Source organism: Micromonospora echinofusca (genome assembly GCF_900091445.1).
GTDB classification, from domain to species: Bacteria; Actinomycetota; Actinomycetes; order Mycobacteriales; family Micromonosporaceae; genus Micromonospora; species Micromonospora echinofusca.
The window spans coordinates 6,740,001-6,759,731 of record NZ_LT607733.1 but is presented as its reverse complement, the minus strand read 5'-3'; the positions used below and the strand labels follow the sequence as shown (position 1 = coordinate 6,759,731).

The 19,731-nt window shown below is 74.1% G+C and carries 12 protein-coding genes and 2 rRNA genes (1 of these 14 cut by a window edge); 4 read left to right on the top strand and 10 right to left on the bottom strand.

What is annotated here, in order from left to right; all coding sequences use genetic code 11:
- Window positions 1–126 precede the first annotated feature (126 nt).
- From GA0070610_RS29135 to GA0070610_RS29120, 4 genes are all read right to left on the bottom strand, one after another.
- The gene (locus GA0070610_RS29135; RefSeq protein WP_089002991.1) at window positions 127–1,146 is read right to left on the bottom strand and encodes a DUF3068 domain-containing protein; all 1,020 of its coding nucleotides are present in this window, start codon (window positions 1,144–1,146) and stop codon (window positions 127–129) included.
- A 67-nt stretch (window positions 1,147–1,213) separates the two neighbouring features.
- Window positions 1,214–2,035, bottom strand: a complete 822-nt coding sequence (locus tag GA0070610_RS29130; RefSeq protein WP_089002990.1) for a class I SAM-dependent methyltransferase — start codon at window positions 2,033–2,035, stop codon at window positions 1,214–1,216.
- A complete protein-coding gene (locus GA0070610_RS29125; RefSeq protein WP_231925849.1) occupies window positions 2,035–6,366 on the bottom strand; it encodes an alpha-(1->3)-arabinofuranosyltransferase in 4,332 nt (1,443 codons plus the stop codon). Before GA0070610_RS29125 ends, GA0070610_RS29130 begins: the two co-directional genes overlap by 1 nt.
- Window positions 6,363–8,030, bottom strand: coding sequence for a substrate-binding and VWA domain-containing protein (locus tag GA0070610_RS29120; protein ID WP_089002989.1), 1,668 nt, complete (start codon window positions 8,028–8,030; stop codon window positions 6,363–6,365). Before GA0070610_RS29120 ends, GA0070610_RS29125 begins: the two co-directional genes overlap by 4 nt.
- Window positions 8,031–8,281: 251 nt before the next feature.
- Between GA0070610_RS29120 and GA0070610_RS29115 the strand changes: the two genes are divergently transcribed.
- Window positions 8,282–9,439 carry a glycosyltransferase family 4 protein gene (locus tag GA0070610_RS29115; RefSeq protein ID WP_089002988.1) on the top strand — a complete coding sequence of 386 codons (1,158 nt, stop codon included), beginning with the start codon at window positions 8,282–8,284 and terminating at the stop codon, window positions 9,437–9,439.
- A 69-nt stretch (window positions 9,440–9,508) separates the two neighbouring features.
- Here the strand turns inward: GA0070610_RS29115 and GA0070610_RS30770 are convergent, their stop codons facing one another.
- Together GA0070610_RS30770 and GA0070610_RS29110 are read right to left on the bottom strand one after the other, a co-directional pair.
- Window positions 9,509–9,673 carry a hypothetical protein gene (locus GA0070610_RS30770; RefSeq protein WP_157747273.1) on the bottom strand — a complete coding sequence of 55 codons (165 nt, stop codon included), beginning with the start codon at window positions 9,671–9,673 and terminating at the stop codon, window positions 9,509–9,511.
- Window positions 9,670–11,385 carry a hypothetical protein gene (locus GA0070610_RS29110; RefSeq protein WP_089002987.1) on the bottom strand — a complete coding sequence of 572 codons (1,716 nt, stop codon included), beginning with the start codon at window positions 11,383–11,385 and terminating at the stop codon, window positions 9,670–9,672. The genes GA0070610_RS30770 and GA0070610_RS29110 overlap by 4 nt, the downstream gene beginning before the upstream one ends.
- 135 nt (window positions 11,386–11,520) lie before the next feature.
- Here GA0070610_RS29110 and GA0070610_RS29105 point away from each other — a divergent pair, with 135 nt between their 5' ends.
- Window positions 11,521–13,416, top strand: a complete 1,896-nt coding sequence (locus tag GA0070610_RS29105) for a hypothetical protein (protein WP_231925848.1) — start codon at window positions 11,521–11,523, stop codon at window positions 13,414–13,416.
- Window positions 13,417–13,431: 15 nt separating this feature from the next.
- Here the strand turns inward: GA0070610_RS29105 and GA0070610_RS29100 are convergent, their stop codons facing one another.
- Window positions 13,432–14,187, bottom strand: coding sequence for an FkbM family methyltransferase (locus tag GA0070610_RS29100; protein ID WP_089002986.1), 756 nt, complete (start codon window positions 14,185–14,187; stop codon window positions 13,432–13,434).
- A 155-nt stretch (window positions 14,188–14,342) separates the two neighbouring features.
- Here GA0070610_RS29100 and GA0070610_RS29095 point away from each other — a divergent pair, with 155 nt between their 5' ends.
- Window positions 14,343–15,590, top strand: a complete 1,248-nt coding sequence (locus tag GA0070610_RS29095; protein ID WP_197697781.1) for a polysaccharide biosynthesis protein — start codon at window positions 14,343–14,345, stop codon at window positions 15,588–15,590.
- Window positions 15,591–15,607: 17 nt separating this feature from the next.
- On the opposite strand, the gene nudC is transcribed toward GA0070610_RS29095, so the two are convergent.
- Window positions 15,608–16,528, bottom strand: a complete 921-nt coding sequence (gene nudC / locus GA0070610_RS29090) for an NAD(+) diphosphatase (protein WP_089002985.1) — start codon at window positions 16,526–16,528, stop codon at window positions 15,608–15,610.
- Window positions 16,529–16,707: 179 nt separating this feature from the next.
- On the opposite strand from nudC, the gene GA0070610_RS29085 reads away from it, so the two are divergent.
- Window positions 16,708–18,522 carry a VanW family protein gene (locus GA0070610_RS29085; RefSeq protein ID WP_089003810.1) on the top strand — a complete coding sequence of 605 codons (1,815 nt, stop codon included), beginning with the start codon at window positions 16,708–16,710 and terminating at the stop codon, window positions 18,520–18,522.
- 477 nt (window positions 18,523–18,999) lie between these two features.
- On the opposite strand, the gene rrf is transcribed toward GA0070610_RS29085, so the two are convergent.
- Together rrf and GA0070610_RS29075 are read right to left on the bottom strand one after the other, a co-directional pair.
- A 5S ribosomal RNA gene (gene rrf, locus GA0070610_RS29080) occupies window positions 19,000–19,116 on the bottom strand.
- Window positions 19,117–19,199: 83 nt separating this feature from the next.
- Window positions 19,200–19,731 (bottom strand): 23S ribosomal RNA (locus tag GA0070610_RS29075); it runs 2,579 nt beyond the window's last position.

Genomic DNA, 19,731 nt, shown 5'->3' with positions numbered 1-19,731 from the left:
GCCCGGTCCACCCCTTCGCACGACGCTCAGCGCATGGTCAGCGCTGGTCAACCTCACCCGCTGCCGGCGTCAGACCCGGTGCCACCGGATCACGCCGCTTCGTCGACACCGGAAAACCTCAGTCGCTCAGCGACCCGGGACGGCGGGCTGCTCGGCGGTCACGTCCGCACGGTGGCGCGGCTCCGCGTCCGGCTTGGCCGCACCCCGCCGGGCCACCAGGACACCGGCCGCCGCCAGGATCAGGCCCAGCAGCACCAGGCCGATCGGCACCCACACGCCGAGAAGGGTGAGCTTCTGCCGGCTGTCCTCCGCCCGCTTGACCGAGGCGGCGACGGTCTCCTCGTTGTACGAGAAGTCGGCGTCCAGCAGCGTGGCCGGCGCGCCGACGTCCGGCACCAGGGTCTTGCGCTGCACCTCGCGCACCTTGAGGAACGAGCCGGTCACCGGGTCGATCCAGACGGTACGGTTGTTGCTGTAGACGACCTTGCCGCTGGTCGCACCCGGCGCGAGCGTGCCGAGCAGCAGCTTGACCCGCTCCTCCGCCAGGTTCAGCTGCTCGTCGGTGATCACCTGCTCGTAGCGGTAGGACTCGATGCCCTTGATGTCCTCGGTGCCCTTGAACTCCGCCGGCCGCACGCCCCGCAGGTCACGGTCGTAGATCTGGTAGGTCTTCTTCTCCGCGCCGAACGGGAACTTGTACATCTGGCCGGAGAACTGCACCTTCTCCCGCGTACCGGTGTCGTCCAGGTACTGGTTGTTCCAGTCGAGCGCGGAACCGGCGACCCGGTCCAGGGCCAGCGCCAGGCCGTACGCGCTGACCAGCTCCTTGGAATCCGTCCGCTCCACGGTCTGCCCGACCTGCCAGACGACGGCCTTGCCGTCGAGGTCACCGGAGAGTTCGCCGGTCGTCTTCGCGTCGGGCGAGACGCGGACGGTGGACTTCAGGTCGGCGCGGTTGATCGCGATGTTGCCGTTGGTGATCTGGAGGAAGGTGGCACCCCTCGCCTCGGCGACCGAAGTCGACGCCTCCAGATCGTATGGCAGCTTGGACATCGCCGGCTTGACCACGAACACAAGCCCGGCGGCAAGCGCCAGGAGCAGTATGCCGCTGCCGAACAGCACGGCACCTATGGCGCGGTGCTTCATGTTTCCTCCCCGGAGGACCTAATTTTCGCCGCTGTCGATGAGGGTTGGCCGCGAGGTTACTACCAAGTCACATAGCAACGCGACCCCCGGCCAGCTCTGTTTTTTCCGCCGCGCCGCCCGGTTCCGCACCGGTCCGACGCAGGACGAGCAGGAGATTCCACGACGCGACCTCCCGGACGCCGGGAATCCGGATGACCCACCGGCCCCACCACGGGTGGTAGCGCGGCAGCGCGTCGAGCAGCTCCACCTCGGGGTTGCCCCGGGCCCAACGCAGCGTCTGGGCGATCGAGGTGGGATGAAGCGTCTCCCGGAACCGGTTCTTCGGAGGGCGGCCGTTGCGGCGCTCGTAGCGCCGCCGGGCCCGGTCGCCGCCGAGGTAGTGCCAGGGCGCGGTCTCGTGCCCGCCCCACGGCGACAACCAGGGGGTGAACGACACGAAGAGCACCCCGCCCGGCCGGGTCACCCGGACCATCTCGTCGAGCATCCGGGTCGGCTCCGCGACGTGCTCCAACACGTTCGACGAGAACGTCACGTCCACGCCGCCGGAGCGCACCGGCAGGGCCGTACCGCTGCCCCGCAGCATGCCGGCGACCGAGTCTCCGGCCGCCGAGAAGTCGCCCACGTCGGGGTCGAGCCCCACGTAGCGGGCGCCGGCGGCCCGGAAGGCCGCCGCGAAGTAGCCGGGGCCGCCGCCGACGTCGAGCACCGTCCGGCCGGCGAGCGGAACGTAGCCGGACACCTGGCGTACGGAGTCCTGGGCGAGCAGGCCGTAGAAGTGGTCCGGGTCGCTCTGCTCGACCAGGAAGGCCCGGAACAGGGCCACCGACCTGCCCAGCGTGGCGAACCGGCGACGCGCCGCCCGCCCCGTCCCGTCGTGCGCTGCGCTCATCACGCCACCGTCCCGTCCTCGTCCCGATCCGTGGCTGCGGCCGGTCGTCCGTCCCTGGCGCCCGGCGTCACATCATCCGCGTCGGCCGTATCCGTTCTCGCGCGGGGGACCTCCGCCGGCCGAGCCGCGCCCTCCGGCGCGACGCCGGGCGCGGGAAGCACCGCGGCGACCACCGCCCCGACGGCGACGAGCATCGCCCCCTGCACCCACGGGCCGTACGCCCACTCCTGCCCGTGGCCCTGCAACCGGCCGGCCACCGTCGTCACCGTGGCGAAGCTCAGCGCGCCGAACACCACCACCGGCAGGGCCCGGCGGGTGAACTGCCGCAGCAGCATCGCGGCAAGCACGATGGCCACCGGCAGCACGCCGCCCAGCGCGGCGAGCAGCACCACCAGCAGGACGGCGGTCGCCCAGACGGGCCCCTCCGCCGGAACCGTCACCGACGGGAGTGCCAGGGCGTCGGCCGCCGCACGTCGCCGTACCGGCAGCAGCGCCAGCAGCAGCACCCCGATCGCCGTCACCGCGCCCGCCGCCAGCCCACCCCGGTACGTCCGGTCCGGGGCGAACGTCAGGTGGACCTCCCCGGCCCCAGCGGCGGGCAGCACCCACGCCTGCTGCCAGCCGTCGACCCGGGTGGCGGTCAGCGGCCGACCGTCCACGGTGGCCGTCCAGCCTGCGTTCGCGTTCTCCGGCACCACCAGCAGCGCCGTGTCGCCGGCCGCCACCCGCACCCGCCGGTCCGTCGGGTTCCAGTCGAGCACGGTCACCTCGCGGTGCCGGGGCGCGGCCTGCGCCGCCTCCGGACGCAGCGCGGCGTCCTGCACGATGAACCCGTTCGACGGGGAGGTCGCCAGGCGGTGCCCGCCCGCCCGGAGGTCCACCACCGCGCCGGTGGCGCCGCAGACGGTGACCGGCAGCGGCCGGCCGTCGAGCACGTCGGCGAGGGTCCCGGCGACGGACGTGTCGTAGCGGAGCCCGTCCAGCTCGACGGCGGGCCCCGACCCGCACCGCTCGACGACGCGCGTCGTCCCGGCGATCGGGCGGAGCAGGTCTTCCAGTCCGGGGATCCGCACCTCGGCGATCCCCACGGTCGCCGTCCAGCCGTTGCCCCGCCGGTCGGCCACCCGCTCGGCGGAATCCCGCACCACGATCTCGATCCGGTCCGTCCGTACCGCCGGGAAGCGCACCACGCCGTCCGCGCCGACCCGCAGCACCCGGTTGGCACCCGGGGTGCGCAGCTCGACCGATTCCGGCAGCGAGCCGACCGGCAGCTCCGCCGGACGCAGCCGCACCTCGGCGATCCGGCGCGGCTCCGACCACCTCAGCCGCAGGGTCGGGCGCAGGTCGTCGCTGTCGGCCAGCCAGGCCGTGCCCGGGTCGCCGTCGATCGCCGCGTACGCGGCCACGGCCGCGTCTCCGGCCAGGTGGGAGGAGGCGGTGGCCCGCACCGGCACCCCGGACAGCGTCCACTGCCCGCCGGGCCGGGGCACGGCGGTCAGGCCCAGCCGGAACGTCCCGGGGGCCGCGCTCTGGAACACCCGGTCCACCCCGAGCGGCTCCTCGCCGGCCCTGGCCAGGAACCGGTCGCACCGGATCACCGTCCCGGCGGGCCGGAGGCCGGAACCGGTGGACGGTACGGCGTCCGAGCCGGCGGCGGCGACCGGGAAGCAGGCGGGACGGTCGGCCGGGCCCCGGCTGAACGACCAGGCGACCGGGCCGACGAAGCCGGTCGGGATGTCGGCCGGGGTGCGCAGCGCCCGTCGCGGGGCGGCGCCGGGAATGACGAGGTCGCGGATGCCCACCCCGCCGTCGAGCCGCCCACCGGCGACCGCCAGCACCGTGACGCGTACGCGGCTCGTGGAGCCGGGAAGCGTGTAGTACGCGTGCGCCCCCAGCGCGCGGGCGACCTCGTGGTCCACCGAGCCCCGGTCCGTGGTGAGCCGGAACCGGGTCACCGGCCACCCCACGCCGAGGTCGTCGACGAAGCTGAGCGTGACGCGGTCGACCTCGCGCGGCGTGTCCAGGTCCACCTCCAGCCACTGGCCGACGGGCCCGGCCAGTGGCGCCGAGTGCCAGGCGGTGCGCTCGTCGCCGTCGACCGCCGCGAAGGGCAGGTGCGACGGGTCGGCGGGGGCGAAGCTGTCCACGAAACTGATCGCGCTGGAGGCGTTGACCTCGCGTACGCCCTGGTAGGTGGCGACCGTCTGGTGCTGGTCACCCGGGAACGGCAGCAGGTCCAGGGCGACGCGGCCCTGCCGGCTCGCCTCGGCCGCAGTCAACGTCTGGCTGAGGTTGTCGCGGACCCGGCCGATGTCACGCTCGCGGCGGCGCAGCCCGTCGGTCACGATCCACGACTCGTCGCCGCCGTCGCGGAAGCCGGCCCGGTCCCCGGCCAGCACCACAGGCCTGTCCCGCTCCACCAGCCCCTGCTCCAGCAGCGGCAGCAGCGACTCCGGCCCGCCGCTGACCGTCGGCACGTCGGCGGCGAGCACCGCCGAGGCGGCCGGCACCGGGCGTCGCACCTCGTACACCTCGACGGCCGGCAGCGGGCCGGCGGCCTCGTCGACCGGGCTGCCCGGCGTACGGCCGAAGGAGGTGGTGCTGCCGAAGGTCGCCACCCGCGTGATCCCCGGTGATCCGGCGAGCGCCTGGCGCAGCGCCGCCACCGGCGGCGCGTCCACCTGCGTGCGGTCGATGTCGTTGCGCAGCAGCAGATGCCGGAACCCGGAGCGGGCCAGGAAGTCGGCGAGGCCGGCCGAACCCCGGCCGTGGGCCAGGACGGACTCGACGGTGTCCATCATCCGGGTGTTGCCCGCCGAGCCGAGCGGGATCTGGTGGCGCACCGCCCAGGGCGCCCCGGCCAGGGCCTGGAGCGGCTCGTCGACGGAACGCCCCCACTCGTACTGGCCGAAGCCCGAGCCCGGCACCATCAGGGTGCGGGCCAGGGCGTCGCGCTCGGCCAGCCACGTCGCCGCCGCCCGCCAGTGCGGCGGCAGGTCCGACCAGCCCGGCCCGGGCCGCAACTGGCCCAGCCAGGCCGGCGCGGCGGCCCCCAGCACGAGCAGCAGCACCGGTACGAACAGCAGCGGGCGCAGCCGGAGGGTCGGCCGACGTCGGCCGGCGGCCCGCTGCAGCCGTGTGGCCCACGCGTCGACGCCGTGCGCGAAGCCGAGCATCAGCGGCAGCCGCAGCACCGGATCCAGCTTGTGCACGTTGCGGAACGGCGCCAGCGGACCGTCCAGTAGGTCCCGCACAGGCGCCGAGAGCGGGCTGTCCAGGCTGCCGACGTAGCCCATGGTGAGCAGGGTCAGCCCGGTGAGGAAGCCCAGCACCAGGAACCGGCGCTCGGGCAGCAGGTTGCCGGCCAGCCCGGCCAGGCCGACCAGCGCCACCACGGCGGTGAGCGTCATCAGCACCGGGTTGTCGATCAGCAGCCAGCCCGCCGGCCACCACGGGTCGCCCTGCACGATGTACGCGACCCACTGGTTGGTGCCGCGCACCGCCTGGAACAGCGAGGCGACGGCGGTCGTCGTGGTGGACGACTCGATGTAGTCGAGGAACGGCAGGCTGTACTCGCCGAGCAGCAGCAGCGGCACGATCCACCAGAGGCAGACCCCGACGACGCAGAGGCACCACCAGCCCACCAGCCGCAGGTGCTCGCGGTCCCAGCGGCGGGTGAGCAGCCAGACCCCGGGCAGCAGCAGGGCGAGCAGCACCACCGCCGCGTTGATCCCGCCCATGCCGAGCACGGCCAGCGCGGAGAGCGCGGCGGCCCGTCGCGGGGACCCGATCCGCCGTACCAGGACCAGCGGCAGCAGCACCCAGGGCAGCATCGCGGCGGAGAGCGTCTCGGAGGAGAGCGCGCCGATCTCGGTGAGAATCCGGGGCGCCAGCGCGTAGCCGAGGGCGGCCGCGTACCGGGTCGGTTCGGTGCCGATGCCCAGCGCCCGGGCCAGCCGCAGCAGGCCGTAGAACGCGGCGGCGAGGAGCAGCGCCGTCCACAGCCGCTGGGTGATCCACGGCGGTACGCCCAGCAACTGCCCCCCGGCGAAGAACGGCCCCATCGGGAACAGGTAGCCGTACGCCTGGTTCTGCAGCTCCCCCGAGGTGGCCTCCGGGTTCCACATGTGCAGCGCCCGGGCCATGAAGTGCACCGGGTTCGCGGCGAGGTCGAGCTTGGTGTCGAAGGTGACCTGACCGGGTCGCTGCACGAACGCGATCACGGTGAGCAGCAGCAGCGACAGGGCCGTGCCCGGCGCCCCGCGGACGGATCGGACGACCCGGCGCACCGGGCCGCCGGGGTGCCGGGGCCGGGAAGGGTGCGGGTTCACCGTCGGCACTCCGGGGGAAGGCAGCTCAGGTCCGCGAGCGCGGAGAAGAAGATCTGGCGGATGCCGCTGGGCTCGTCGGTGCTGAAGACCTGCCCGCCGGTGACCTTGACGATCGACTTGAGGTCATCGGCGTCGATGTCCTTGCCCAGCCCGATGAAGACGATTGGCAGCGGCTGCCGCGGATCCTGCAACTCGGCAAGCTCGGTGAGGAACCGGGCCCGGCCGATGCTCTCCCCGTCCTCGTCGCGCCCGTCGGTCATGATCAGCACGAGGTTGATCCGCCCGGGTGTCCAGTGCCGCCGTGCGTCCCGGTACGCGGCCAGCGTCGTGTCGTACAGCCCGGTGCCGCCCCGGGGCTTCACGCGGACGGCGCCCAGCCGTTCGACCAGCCGCTCCCGCTGCGTCGGGTCCAGCGGCGCGACCGGCAGGATCTCCTGGTGGTCCCGGTCGCCGTCGACCTTCGTGGAGAAGACCCACACGCCGAGTTCGCTGTTGTCGAGCAGCAGGCCGGAACCCTCCCGGGCCGCCTTGAGCGTGGCCTCGAGCCGCGTCTCGTCCGAGCCGGGCACCTGGGCGGCCATCGAGCCGGAGATGTCCAGCACGGTGAGGATGCGGGCACTGCGCTGCACGCCGCTCCACCCGGTCAGCGCCTCGGTGACGACCTCGTCGGCGGGCAGCGGCACCGGTTGGCGTACCTCCGGCGACAGCCGGCCGTCACGGGGGATCGCCGGCGGGAAACCGGCCGCGGTGCGCAAGCCGTACCCGCTGAGCAGGTCCCGCGCCTCGACGGTGTGCAGGTTGGTCAGGAAGCGCGCGGCGGCGTCCCGGACCGGACCGCGGGCGGCGGGCAGCACCACGTACGGCAGGTCCAGCGCGGGGACCGCCACCTCCGGGTACACCGCGACCAGCTTGTCGTCGCCGGCCAGCGCGTTGTGCACGAGCACGGCCTGCTCGCTGGTGGCCACGGCGTCGGCCTTGCCCGGCAGGGCCGACCCGACCGGCAGGGTCCCGCCCGCGGGGGGAGTGAACGTCCGGTCGGCGAGCCGGCGCAGCACCGCCGCGACCGTTCCGGCCGGATCGTCCTCCCCGGCCGCCAGGCCGCGCACCCCGAGCACCACCCCGACCCCGACCGGGTCGACGGCCGGGTCGGGCAGCCCCACCTTGACGGCGCGGGCCTTCGGGCCGACGGTGGAGCGCCAGGTCAGCTGCTTCGCCGGCCACCCCAGCCGGCGCGCCGCCGGATCGGCCACCGCGAGCACGACCGGCGTGCTCGCCACCGACGTGCCTTGCGCCGGCACCTCGAAGGCGCCGGCCGCGCGGGCCCGGAGCAGCCAGAACGTCGACTCCGGCACCCACGCGTCGGCGACGTCCACGCCCTCGGCCACCTGCGCGGCGACGACGCCGGACTCCTGGGCCTGCACGGAGATCGTGACGCAGGGCTGCGTGCCGACGCTGGCCCGGACGATCCGGTCCAGGGCCGGCGCGATCACCGGGGCCGCGGCGACGCGGAGCTGGACCCGCTCCACGCACTCCGGGACGCTGCGGTCGGACCGCACGTACGCCACCGTGGCCCAGCCGGCCAGCAGCAGCGCGAGCGCGGCGCTGAGCAGCACCACCGGCGACTGCCGGAAGAGGCCCCGTACCGCTGCCGGACCGTCGCGCACGCCCGGTCACCTCCTCGTCGTCGCCGGAACGAAGGGCACGCCGCCCGCAGGTCGCGCCACGTGGCGCGGAGCGACGCCCGCCACCGTACGCAGTCGCGCTGCACACCCTGCCAAGGTTTTCCGTCGCCGGCAAACCCCTGGCGACCGGCCGTGACCGAACCGTCGCCGTCGCGCCGGCCCCATTGCGGATGTGACCCAGGTCGCCCTAGTGTGGCGCGAATCGAGCTTCATTACTCGCCGGTAGGAGTAGCGTGGACAACTCCGACACCCCCGCGCGCCACGTGCTGTTCCTCAACTGGCGCGACACCGCCAACCCCGAGGGTGGCGGCTCCGAGGTCTACGTCGAGCGCATCGCCGCCGAACTCGTCGCCGCCGGGCACCGGGTCACCCTGCTCTGCGCCGCGCACGACAACGCCGGCCCGGCCACCACCACGCCCGAGGGCGTACGCGTGCTGCGGCGCGGCTCCCGGATGACGGTCTACGCCCGGGCGGCGCTGACCTGCCTGGCGGGCCGGTTCGGCTTCGGCCCCCTGAGCCGGCGTGGTCTCGGCCGGCCGGACCTGGTCGTCGACGTCTGCAACGGGGTGCCGTTCTTCGCCCCGCTCTACGCCGGTCGCCCGGTGCTCGCCCTGGTGCACCACGTGCACCGGGAGCAGTGGCCGGTGGTCTTCGGTCCGGTGATGGCCCGGCTGGGCTGGTGGATCGAGTCGCGGCTGGCGGTCCGGCTCTACCGCCGCTGCCGGTACGTGACGGTGTCGGAGGCGAGCCGCGCGGAGCTGGCCGCCCTCGGGGTGGACGCGGACCGGATCGACGTCGTGCCGAACGGGACGCCTCCGGTGACCGGTCCGCCGCTGCCCCGCACGCCGCACCCGTCGCTGCTGGTGCTCGGCCGGCTGGTGCCCCACAAGCGGGTGGAGATCGCCCTGCGTACGGTGGCCGAACTGGTCACCGAACTGCCCGACCTGGAGCTGGTGGTGGCCGGCCAGGGCTGGTGGACGCAGCCGCTGCGGAAGCTGTCCGAGTCGCTCGGCATCGCGAGTCATGTCCGGTTCACCGGTTTCATCAGCGAGGACGAGAAGCACGCGGTGCTCTCGTCGGCCTGGCTCGCGCTGACGCCCTCGCTCAAGGAGGGCTGGGGCCTGACCATCGTGGAGGCCGCCGCCCGGAGCACCCCCACCGTCGCGTTCCGCTACGCGGGCGGCGTCGCCGAGGCGATGGTCGACACCGAGACCGGGCTCCTCGTCGACGACGAGCCGGAGTTCACCGCCGTCGTGCGCGAACTGCTCGCCGACGACGTGCGGCGCAAGGCGATGGGTGAGGCCGCACTGCTGCACGCGTCCCGCTTCACCTGGACGGCCACCGGGGCGCGGTTCGCCCACCTGGTGGCGCAGGTGACCGCCCGCCCCTGAGCGCGCTGCCGGCCGAGGTCGGAGACGACGAAGGGCGCCCGCTGACGCGGGCGCCCTTCGTGCGTTGGTTCAGCGCGTGCCGTACAGCGGAGCCTCGGTTCCCTGCTCACTCACCTTGGTGTTGGCGGCCTCCTTGGCGGACGGGCTGAGCGCATTCGCCAGTCCGACGCTCCCGAGCAGGCCGAGCACGACCCCGAGTACCCCGACGGCGACGAACGCGGGCAGGTTCCTCATCCACCTTCTCCTTCCGCGGGACTCGCGTGCCGGGACGCTACCACGCGGTAGCCTACCCGCGCAGCGCCCGAAAAAACGATCCCCACCACCACCGTTCCGGTCAGGAGGTGGGCCCACCCCACCGGGCCGGGCCGGGCCGGCGCTGGCGGCGGCGTCCAGTCCGGGTTCTCGTAGAGGGTCAGCTCCGGTCCCGCGTGGACGGTCCGCAGCCCGGCCAGCGCCGCCGGGGCCGGGGGCGGGCCGGCCGCCCGCTGCACCAGCACCCACCGGGAGCCGGTGCTCGACAGGCGCGCACCGGCGGCGAACACCTCGCGTACCCGGGCGGCGCGGCGGTCCTCGCCGGCCACCGCCAGGTCGCCGACCCGCAGCGTGTCGTCGATGAGCACCGGCACGGCGAGGTACCGGGGCGCCGGATCGATCACCACCTGCCCGTGGTTCCACGGATGGCTCTGGTACTCCTGGAACGGCAGCGAGATCACCTCGCCCGGCCGCTGCGCGGTCAGCCGCGCCACCGTCGCCCAGTCCGCCGGCCAGGCCACGGGGTGTAGCCGGCCGACGCCGCCGAAGGCCAGGTCGGGCAGGAGCGCCACCGGCAGCAGCGCCGCGCCGACCAGCGTCACCGCGGCGGTCGTCGCGTCGAAGCGGGCCGCCAGCCGGTCCGCGATCCGTTCCGCGCCGAGCGCGCCGGAGACCGCCAGCGCCAGCGCGTACGGCACCAGCAGCTTCTGACCGTCGCGGAACAGGCCGGCGCCGGGCACGTTGGCGACCAGCCAGCCGAGCAGATCCGCGCCGCCGGGCAGCACCCCGAGCGCCGCCGCCAGCCACGAACCGCCGGCGAGCAGGCCGAACCGGCCGACGGCCGACGGCGGCCAGCGCCGGCGCAGCAGCGTGAGGCCGTACCCGGCGACGGCCAGCAGCAGCACCGTGGCCAGCGGCACCAGCACGACCGCCCGGGAGGCGGGGGTGCTCTGCCCGTTCCAGATGCCGCCGGTGCCCGCCAGGGCCGCCAGCGGGCCGGCCCAGTTCTCCGCGCGCGCGGCGAACGCCACCACCCCGGCCGGATCGGACCGACCGGCGTCGGCGGTGACGAACCCGGCGACCAGCCACGGCGCGTTGAGCAGCATCGTCGACCCCACGCCCAGCGCCGTCGACCGGGCGGCCGCCGGGTAGCGCCCGGGCAGCAGCACCGCGACCGCGGCCAGGGCGAGCACCCCGCCGGTGGGCGTGATCGCCGACGCCGCCGCCGCGAGCAGCAGCCGGCGCAGCCCGCCGCGGCCCGCCCGCACGTCGAGCGCCGCCCGCACCAGCCAGGGCAGCGCGGCGTACGCGACCAGCAGCCCCCACTGCCCGATGAGCAGTCGCTCGGCGAGGTACGGCGTCCAGGCGTACCCGACGGCGGCCACGACCCGTACCGCGACCCGATCGGTCGGCACCAGCCGGGCGGCGCCCAGCGCGGCCAGGTACACGATCGCGCACAGCACCAGCCGTTGCAGCAGCCAGCCGGGCACCACCTGGCTGGCCAGCGCGACCACCGCGTCCTGCGGGACGGCCCGGGGCAGCGCGGTGGCCGGGGCGATCGCCTCCCAGCTCAGCGCCTGCCGGGGCACGAAGACCATGTCGTAGCGGAGCACGTAGCCGGGCAGGGCCAGCGGGGCGAGCACCACCGCCGTCACGGCGGCGGCCACGCCGTGCGGCACCAGCCGTTCGCGCATCCCTGACCTCACCACTGCCCGGGCGCGACGACCGCCGCGCTGGTGGCGGCCACTGTACGCGGGCCTGCGCGCGGGGACCGAACCATCCGTTGGCCTGATGGGAACAGCGGCCGGCGGTGTGGCAGTCTTCCCGCCATGGCATCGACCGGGTCCGAGGGGGCCGCCCAGCCTGACGAGAGCGGACCGATCGGCGGCTGGGTACGCGCCGACCCGGTACGGGCGATCGGCGTCGCCATGATCGTGGTCAGCCTGGTGTGGCGGGCGCAGCTCGCCTCCCGGGGCCACCTCGCGGTCGACGACTGGGTGCTGGTCTCCCGGGCGGCGGAGGCCGACCTCACGCCGGGCTTCCTGCTCACTCTCTACAACAACCACTTCATGCCGGCCGCCCTGCTGCTCACCTGGGTGGTGACCCGGGTGGTCGGCCTCGCCTACTGGCCGTACGTACTGCTGATGACCGCCGGCCAGGCGGTGCTGGCGGTGGCCTTCTTCCGGCTGCTCCGCACGCTCGTCCGGCCCGGCCTGGCGCTGCTGGTGCCGCTCGCGATCTTCCTGTTCAGTCCGCTCACCCTGGAGGCCGGCACCTGGTGGGCGGTGGGCGTGAACATGGTGCCCATGCAGCTCGCCATGGTGCTGGCCATCGGCGCCCAGCTGCGCTACGTCCGCACCGGCCGCCGCCGGCACCTGGTCAGCCTGGCCCTGGCGGTGGTGTTCGGGCTCCTCTTCTTCGAGAAGTCCCTGCTGGTGGTGCCGCTGGTCTTCCTGTTCACCGCGTGCCTGCTCGTCGACGGCCCGCCGGTACGGGCGGTGTGGGACACGGTGCGCCGCTACTGGCCGTCGTGGGCGGTGCTCACCGCCGTCTCGCTGGGCTTCGCCGGGCTCTACCTGACCCGCTCGGAATCCTCCCTGCGCCGGCCGGACTCGCTGAACGAGGTGTTCTCGTTCCTGTGGCAGCTGCTCGGCTCCACCGTCGTCCCGGGCCTGCTCGGCGGGCCGTGGGCATGGATGGCGGCGGGCGACGGCGCCCCGGTGACCGCGCCACCGGAGCTGGGCCGATGGCTGTCCTGGGCCGTCTTCCTGGCCCTGGTCGTGCTGACCGTACGCCTGCGTCGCACCGCCGGGCGGGCCTGGGTGCTGCTCGGGGCGTACCTGGCCCTCGTGGTGGCCCTGCTGGGCGCGACCCGGCTCGGCTCGGTCTACAGCGACGTGGCCGGTTCCGTGCCCCGGTACGTCACCGACGTGGTCGTGGTGGCCGCGCTCTGCGTCGGCGTCGCGCTGCTCGGCCTGGCTGCCCCGGTCACGGGGCCGGCGGACGGTACGACGGGGCACCCCGCGGACGGGGAGCGAGAGGCGGGCGACCGGCGGCCGGAGTGGCTGACCCGGTACCGCGAGACGGCCAGCACCCTGATCGTCGTCGTGCTGCTCGCCGGGGGTCTGGGCACGGCCTGGAGCACCGCGCGGTACGGCGACGAGTGGGCCGTGAAGCGGGGCCTGGCCTACCTGGAGACCGCGCGTGCCGAACTGGCCGCCGCCCCACCCGGCACGGTCTTCCTCGACCGGCCCGTCCCCGAAGGCGTGGTGCCCAACCTGTCCGCGCCGTACAACCGGCAGTCGAAGTTCTTCCAGGCGATGGAGGACGGCCCGGTCTTCGTCACCGGGGCGGAGGAGCCCGCGATCTTCGACGACCAGGGGCGCGTCACCCCGGTCCGGGTCGACGGTCCCGCCGTCCCGCCCGGCCCCGACGAGGGCTGCGGTTACAAGATCCTCGGGGGGCAGACGATACGGCTGCCGCTCAGCGCACCGCGCGACGACTGGTTCTGGGTGGTCCGGGTCGGCTACCTCAGCTCCGCCGACTCCACCGCCGTCTTCCGGCTCGGCGGCACCGCCCGGGAGTTCCCCGTCAAGCAGGGCCTGCACCAGTACTTCTTCGAGTTCACCGGCGGCGGCGACACCGTCGAGCTGACCGTCCCGCGCCACGGCGTGACGATCTGCACCAACGAGGTCGTCGTCGGCACCGCGGTGCCGCAGCAGTGAGCCCGCCGGGCACGGTCACTCGGGACGGAACAGCACCGAGTTGACGTAGCGGGGGCGGGGCCAGAGCACCCGGCGGGCGAAGCTCTGCCCGACCCGGGCGATCGCCGCGCGCTGGTGCCCGCCGAGGTCGAAGTCGGCCAGTGGCACCCAGTCCCGCCCCGGCAGCACGTACCCCCGGTAGCCCCAGCCGGCGAGCAGTTCCAGCAGCGGACCGACCGGCTGGATGCGCTCCTCCACCTCGATGAGCAGCACCGGCCGGTCCCGGCGGACCGTCTCCGCGGCGCCCCGCAGCGCCGGCAGCTCGTGTCCCTCGATGTCCAGCTTCACGAAGCGCACGTCGGTCAGGCCGAGCGAGTCGAGCGTGATCCGCCGGACCTGCACCGGGTCGCCCTGCCGCGGGTCCTCCAGCGAGGAGGTGCCGACGATCGCCCCGCCCTCGGGCAGGTAGAGCGACGCGGTGCCCTCGTGGTCCGACACGGCCGCCTCGACCACCTCGACGGCCGGGAACGCCGCCCGCAACTGTCGGGCCAGCGGCGGGGTGGGCTCCACCGCGACCACCCGGTCGGCGCGCCTGAGCAGTCGGGCCGTCCACGGGCCGTACCAGGCGCCGACGTCCACGGCCGTGCCACCGCGCGGGACGAAACCGGCCAACCGGGCCAGCTCCGGCTCCACCCGGGGGTAGACCCGCCGGATCGCGGCCGCGACGAACCGTTCGGGCAGGACCGAGGCCAAACCGGAGGTGGCTGCGGAGGCCACGTGCGTCGACGCCATGGGCCAGCACACTAGACGCTTCCCGGCCCGATGGGCAGGGGCTGACGCAAGACCCTACTGACCGGTACCGTCACCCGGGGTCGGGCCCGTTCCGGCCGCTCCGCCGGCCGCGACGCGCACCGCCCGCGCCGGACAGCAGCGCGACATGGGGTGACATGACCCGGACGACGGGCAGAGAAGCCGGAGCCGTCCGGCTCGGCGCTGCGGGCGCCGCCGTCACCGTCGCCACCATGCTGACCAACGCGCTGGCCTACCTGGTCCCGGTCCTCGGGGCCCGCCGGCTGGCCGCCGCCGAGCTGGGCGCGCTGGCCACCGCGCTCGCCCTCGCCGCCATCGCGGCCGTGCCCGGCTTCGGGCTCCAGATCGCGGTGGCCGCGCACCGCGCCCGGTGGGGCGCCACCAACGCCGCCCGCCTCGCGCTGCGCACCGCCGCGCTCACCGCCGGAGTCACCGCGCTGGCCGCCCCGGCGCTCAGCGCGGCACTGCGCCTGCCGGTGGCGCTGACCCTGCTGCTCGCGGCGACCACGTTCGCCACCGTGCTGGCCGGCCGGTGGCTCGGTGAACTCCAGGGCGACCAGCGGTTCCTGCGCCTGGCCGCCGCGATGACCGTGCTCGCCGCCGGCCGCTACGGCGGGCTCGTGCTCGGGCTGGCCCTCGGCCGGGGGCCGGTCGCCTGCCTGCTGCTCGCCACGCTCACCGGGCTGGCCGTCCTGCCCCTGCTGGCCCGTCTCGCCCGCCCGGTGCGGCCCGCCGCGCCGGCCCCGCGCACGGGCGCCCCGGCCGCCGCGGTGGACCGCCGGCTGACCGCCCGGCACGTCATGACGGCGTGCGGCGCGTCGTTGGCGATGCTCACCATCTCGTACGCCGACCTGATCCTCGCCCGCCAGCTACTGCCCGACGACGCCTCCGGCGGGTACGCGGTCGGGTCGGTGCTCACCAAGGGAGCGCTCTGGGCGCCGCAGGTGGTCACCGTGCTGGTGCTGCCCCGCCTCGCCCGGGGCGACCAACGGGCCCGGGTCGCCGCGCTGGGGCTGATCCTGGCCTGCGGCGCGGTCCTGGTCGGCGCCTCCGCGTTCGCCGGCGAGCTGGCGTTCCGCCTCGCCGGTGGGGCGGACTACCTGCACCTGGCCGGCGCGGCACCGCTCTTCGCCGCCGTCGGCGCCCTCTACGCGGTGGTCTTCATGCTGGTCAACGACCAGGTGGCGACGGGTGCCCGGTGGCCCGCCGCGCCGCTCTGGGCGGCCACCGCCGTCCTCGCCGGGACGGCCCTGCTCGTCGCGCCGCGCACGGTCGAGGGCGTCCTGGTCTGCGCGCTCGCCACCGCCGTCGCCACGGCCACGGTGATGGCCTGGCTGACCTTCCGCCGCCCCTCGGCCGGCCCTACCCGACCCGGCGGCTCCTGAGGTGCCGGCCGTGGCGGTCAGGTGCCGGCGGCGAGCCAGGAGTGCAGCAGGTGGTGGTCGATCGAGTCGACGCGGCCCAGGGGCCGTCCGACGGCCGCCCGCTCGCGCAGCTCGTCCCGGGTGAACCAGCGCGCCTCCAGCAGCTCCTCGCCGTCGACCCGCACCCGCTCGGAGGCGGCGGTGGCGCGGAAGCCGACCATCAGGCCGGCCGGGAACGGCCACGCCTGGGACCCCACGTACGCCACGTCGGTCAGCGTCACGCCGGCCTCCTCGGCCATCTCCCGCCGGACGGCGTCCTCCAGGCTCTCGCCCACCTCGACGAAGCCGGCGAGCGTCGAGTACGACCCCTCGGGCGCGCCCGCGTGCCGGGCCAGCAGGCAGCGGTCGGGGGCGCCGGGCGCCTCGATCAGCACGATGACCGCCGGCTCGATCCGGGGGAAGAGGAGCCGGCCGCAGTCGGCCCGCGCGCACGAGCGCACGTGTCCACCGCCCCGGGCCACGGTCGACGCCCCGCACGTGCCGCAGAAGCGCTGCTGCCGGTGCCAGTGCAGCAGGCCCCGCGCGTACGCCTGGACGGCCGCCCCGGCCGGGTCGAGCCGGCCGACGAGCGCCCGGACGTCCACGGCGGCCGCCGCCCCCGCCACCTCGACGGCGGCGGCCTCGGGCAGCCCGGAGAGATCCACGGCGAAGACGGCCGAGCCCTCGTCCATGCCGAGGAAGACCGTCTCGTCGGCGACGGCGAGCGCCCCGGCCGCCCGTTCCCCGTTCAGCCGCACCGGCGCGTCCCCCACGACCAGGCAGCGGTCCCGCCAGAGCGGCAGCAGGGTGCTCGCCGGGTCCGCCAGCAGTGCGGCGAGCCGTTGCTGGTCGGTACGCAGTTCGCCCGCCCGGTCCAACCAACCGCCCCCGTACGCGAGGACCGCCTCGTCCGCTTTCATGCCCCCTACCGTGCCATGCCCGCCGGCCCGCCCGGCGGCCGGCCGGTGTTCCCCGACACGCCGGACGACACGCCGTACGCGACGGCACGGGCGGAGGCTGCCGCCCCGCCGGGGCGCCGGTTACCGTAGGTGTCTTCCGGGCGGAGGTGTGCTCCCCCGTTGTGGTACGTCCGATCGAGGTGACCGTGACGCTGTACGGCGAGAAGCCCCCACCCGCCGACGACCGGCCCACCGTGCAGGTGACAGCCGTGACCTGGCCCGGTGACGAGCCGGAGCCGGTCGCGCCGGCAGCCGGGCCGGGCGGCTCACGGTCCCGCCGGTTCCGCCTGCTGCTGGCCGCCGGGGTCGCCACGGCGGTGCTGGGTTCCCTGGCCGGGGCGGGCGCCTACGCGTACGCCGGTGACGTGCCGCGCGGGACGACGGTGCTCGGCGCGGAGCTGGGCGGCCGGAGCCGCGCGGACGCCGCCCGGGAGTTGCGGGCGGAGCTCGAACGCCGCGCCGCCGCCCTGAACGCCCCGCTGTCGGTACGCGTCGGCGAGCGGACCGCCACGATCGACCCGGCCGCCGTCGGCCTGGCGATCGACGTCGACGCCACGGTGGCGGCGGCGGCGGAGGCCGAGGCGCACGCGGTCGACCGGCTCGTGGGGTCCCGGGCGGTGCAGCCCGTGGTGACCGTGGACACGGCCCGCCTCGACGCCGCCCTCGAGAAGGTCGTCGGCGACCAGGGCCGAAAGATGACCATGCCGGCGATCACCTGGAAGGGCACCACGCCGAAGGCGGTGCACCCGAAGCCGAGCCTCGCGCTCGATCCGGAACGCTCCGCGCAGGTGGTGCGGGAGGGCTGGCTCGCCGGGCAGCCGGTGACCGTGCCGCTGGTCGAGACGCCCCCGGCGACCAGCGCCGAGGAGGTGGACCGGCTCGTGGCCGAGCTGGCGAAGCCGGCCGTGGCCGCCCCCGTCACGCTGACCACCGGCAAGGGCTCGGTGCAGATCCCGCCGAAGGCGATCGCGAGGAGCCTGCGGTTCACGGCCGACAAGGCCGGCAAGCTGACCCCGCAGGTCGACGTGAAGCGGCTGCGCGCCGCGCTCGGCGGCGAGCTGGCCGCCATCGAGGTGCCGCCGAAGGACGCGCGGATGACCATCTCGGGCGGCAAGCCGAAGGTCGTCGAGGGCAAGCCCGGTCAGCAGCTCGACAGCGAGGCGCTCGGCCGCGACCTGCTCGCCGTCCTGCCGAGGGCGGACGACCGGAAGGTCACCGGCGAGCTGAAGCCGGCGGAGCCGGAGCTGACCGCGGCGAAGCTGGCCGGGCTGGGCATCAAGGAGCGGGTCTCCACCTTCACCACGCGGTTCACCGGTGGGCTCTCCTCGCCGCGCAGCCAGAACATCGTCACGATCGCGAAGGACGTCGACGGCACGGTGGTGCTGCCCGGCGAGACGTTCTCCCTCAACGGGCACACCGGCGAGCGCGGCTACGCGCAGGGCTACCGGGACGCCCCGGTCATCCTCGACGGCAAGCTGGTCCCCGGGGTGGGCGGCGGCACCTCGCAGTTCACCACCACGCTGTTCAACGCGACGTACTACGCCGGGCTGGAGGACGTCGAGCACAAGCCGCACTCGTACTGGTTCAGCCGGTACCCGGCGGTCATCGAGTCGACCATCTTCTGGCCGGACCTGGACTTCAAGTTCCGCAACAACACCGAGCACGGCGTACTGATCGACACCTCCTACACGTCGAATTCGATCACCGTGTCGATCTGGAGCACCAAGATCTGGGACAGCGTGAAGACCGAGTACACCCCGCGCCGCAACATCACCCAGCCCAGGACGGTCTACCTGGAGCCCGGCCCCACCTGCATCCCGGCGAGCGGCAGCCAGGGCTTCACCCAGGACGCCTTCCGGGTGTTCAAGAAGGACGGCAAGGTCGTGAAGCGGGAGAAGTTCAGCTGGCGCTACTCCGCCGAGCCGCGCTTCATCTGCGGTCCCGAACCGTCCTGACGCCCGCCTGACTCACGCTCGGAGAAGCCCCGCCGGCCAGTCGCCGGCGGGGCTTGCTCCTGTCGTACGCGCATCGCGTCGGCCACCGAGGTCACGCGACCCGGCCCGTGCCTGACCGGCACGGCGGCTATGGGTGGCCGTTGGTGAACCGCTACCGCCGATCGTGACCCAATACGGGTATCTCGACCGGCGGACGGAGCGCCGCGTGGTGCGGTGCCGCCTCTGCCCAGGGACGCTCAATACCCGGAGGGCGGCCCGCTCAGATCAGGCCGTGGGACAGCCCGCCGCCCGAGGAACCAGGGGTCTGTTCCCATGAGCCGCGACTGGCTGCGCCGGATCTCGACGGCGGCGGTGTAGTCCGCTCGCCCGATACCACAAGGGTATTTTTATGCCGCGTAGGTATCGGCGTTCGGAGTAGAAAGGGTGCGTAACGCAGTTCAGGGCCACCCCGAAAGGGTGACCCTGAACTGAAAGATTGTCCGGCGGTGTCCTACTCTCCCACACCCTCCCGAGTGCAGTACCATCGGCGCTGGAGGGCTTAGCTTCCGGGTTCGGAATGTAACCGGGCGTTTCCCCTCCGCCATGACCGCCGTAACTCTATCGACATATCAAACAACACCACACCGTGGTCTGTTGTTCGTTTATCGAGAGTTGCACAGTGGACGCGTAGCAGCTTAGTAGTCAAGTCCTCGGCCTATTAGTACCGGTCAACTGAACCCGTTACCGGGCTTACATTTCCGGCCTATCAACCCAGTCGTCTAGCTGGGGGCCTTACCCCCACAAAGTGGGGTGGGATACCTCATCTTGAAGCGAGCTTCCCGCTTAGATGCTTTCAGCGGTTATCCCTTCCGAACGTAGCTAACCAGCCGTGCCCCTGGCGGGACAACTGGCACACCAGAGGTTCGTCCGTCCCGGTCCTCTCGTACTAGGGACAGCCCTTCTCAAGTATCCTACGCGCACGGCGGATAGGGACCGAACTGTCTCACGACGTTCTAAACCCAGCTCGCGTACCGCTTTAATGGGCGAACAGCCCAACCCTTGGGACCTGCTACAGCCCCAGGATGCGACGAGCCGACATCGAGGTGCCAAACCATCCCGTCGATATGGACTCTTGGGGAAGATCAGCCTGTTATCCCCGGGGTACCTTTTATCCGTTGAGCGACACCGCTTCCACTCGCAAGTGCCGGATCACTAGTCCCGACTTTCGTC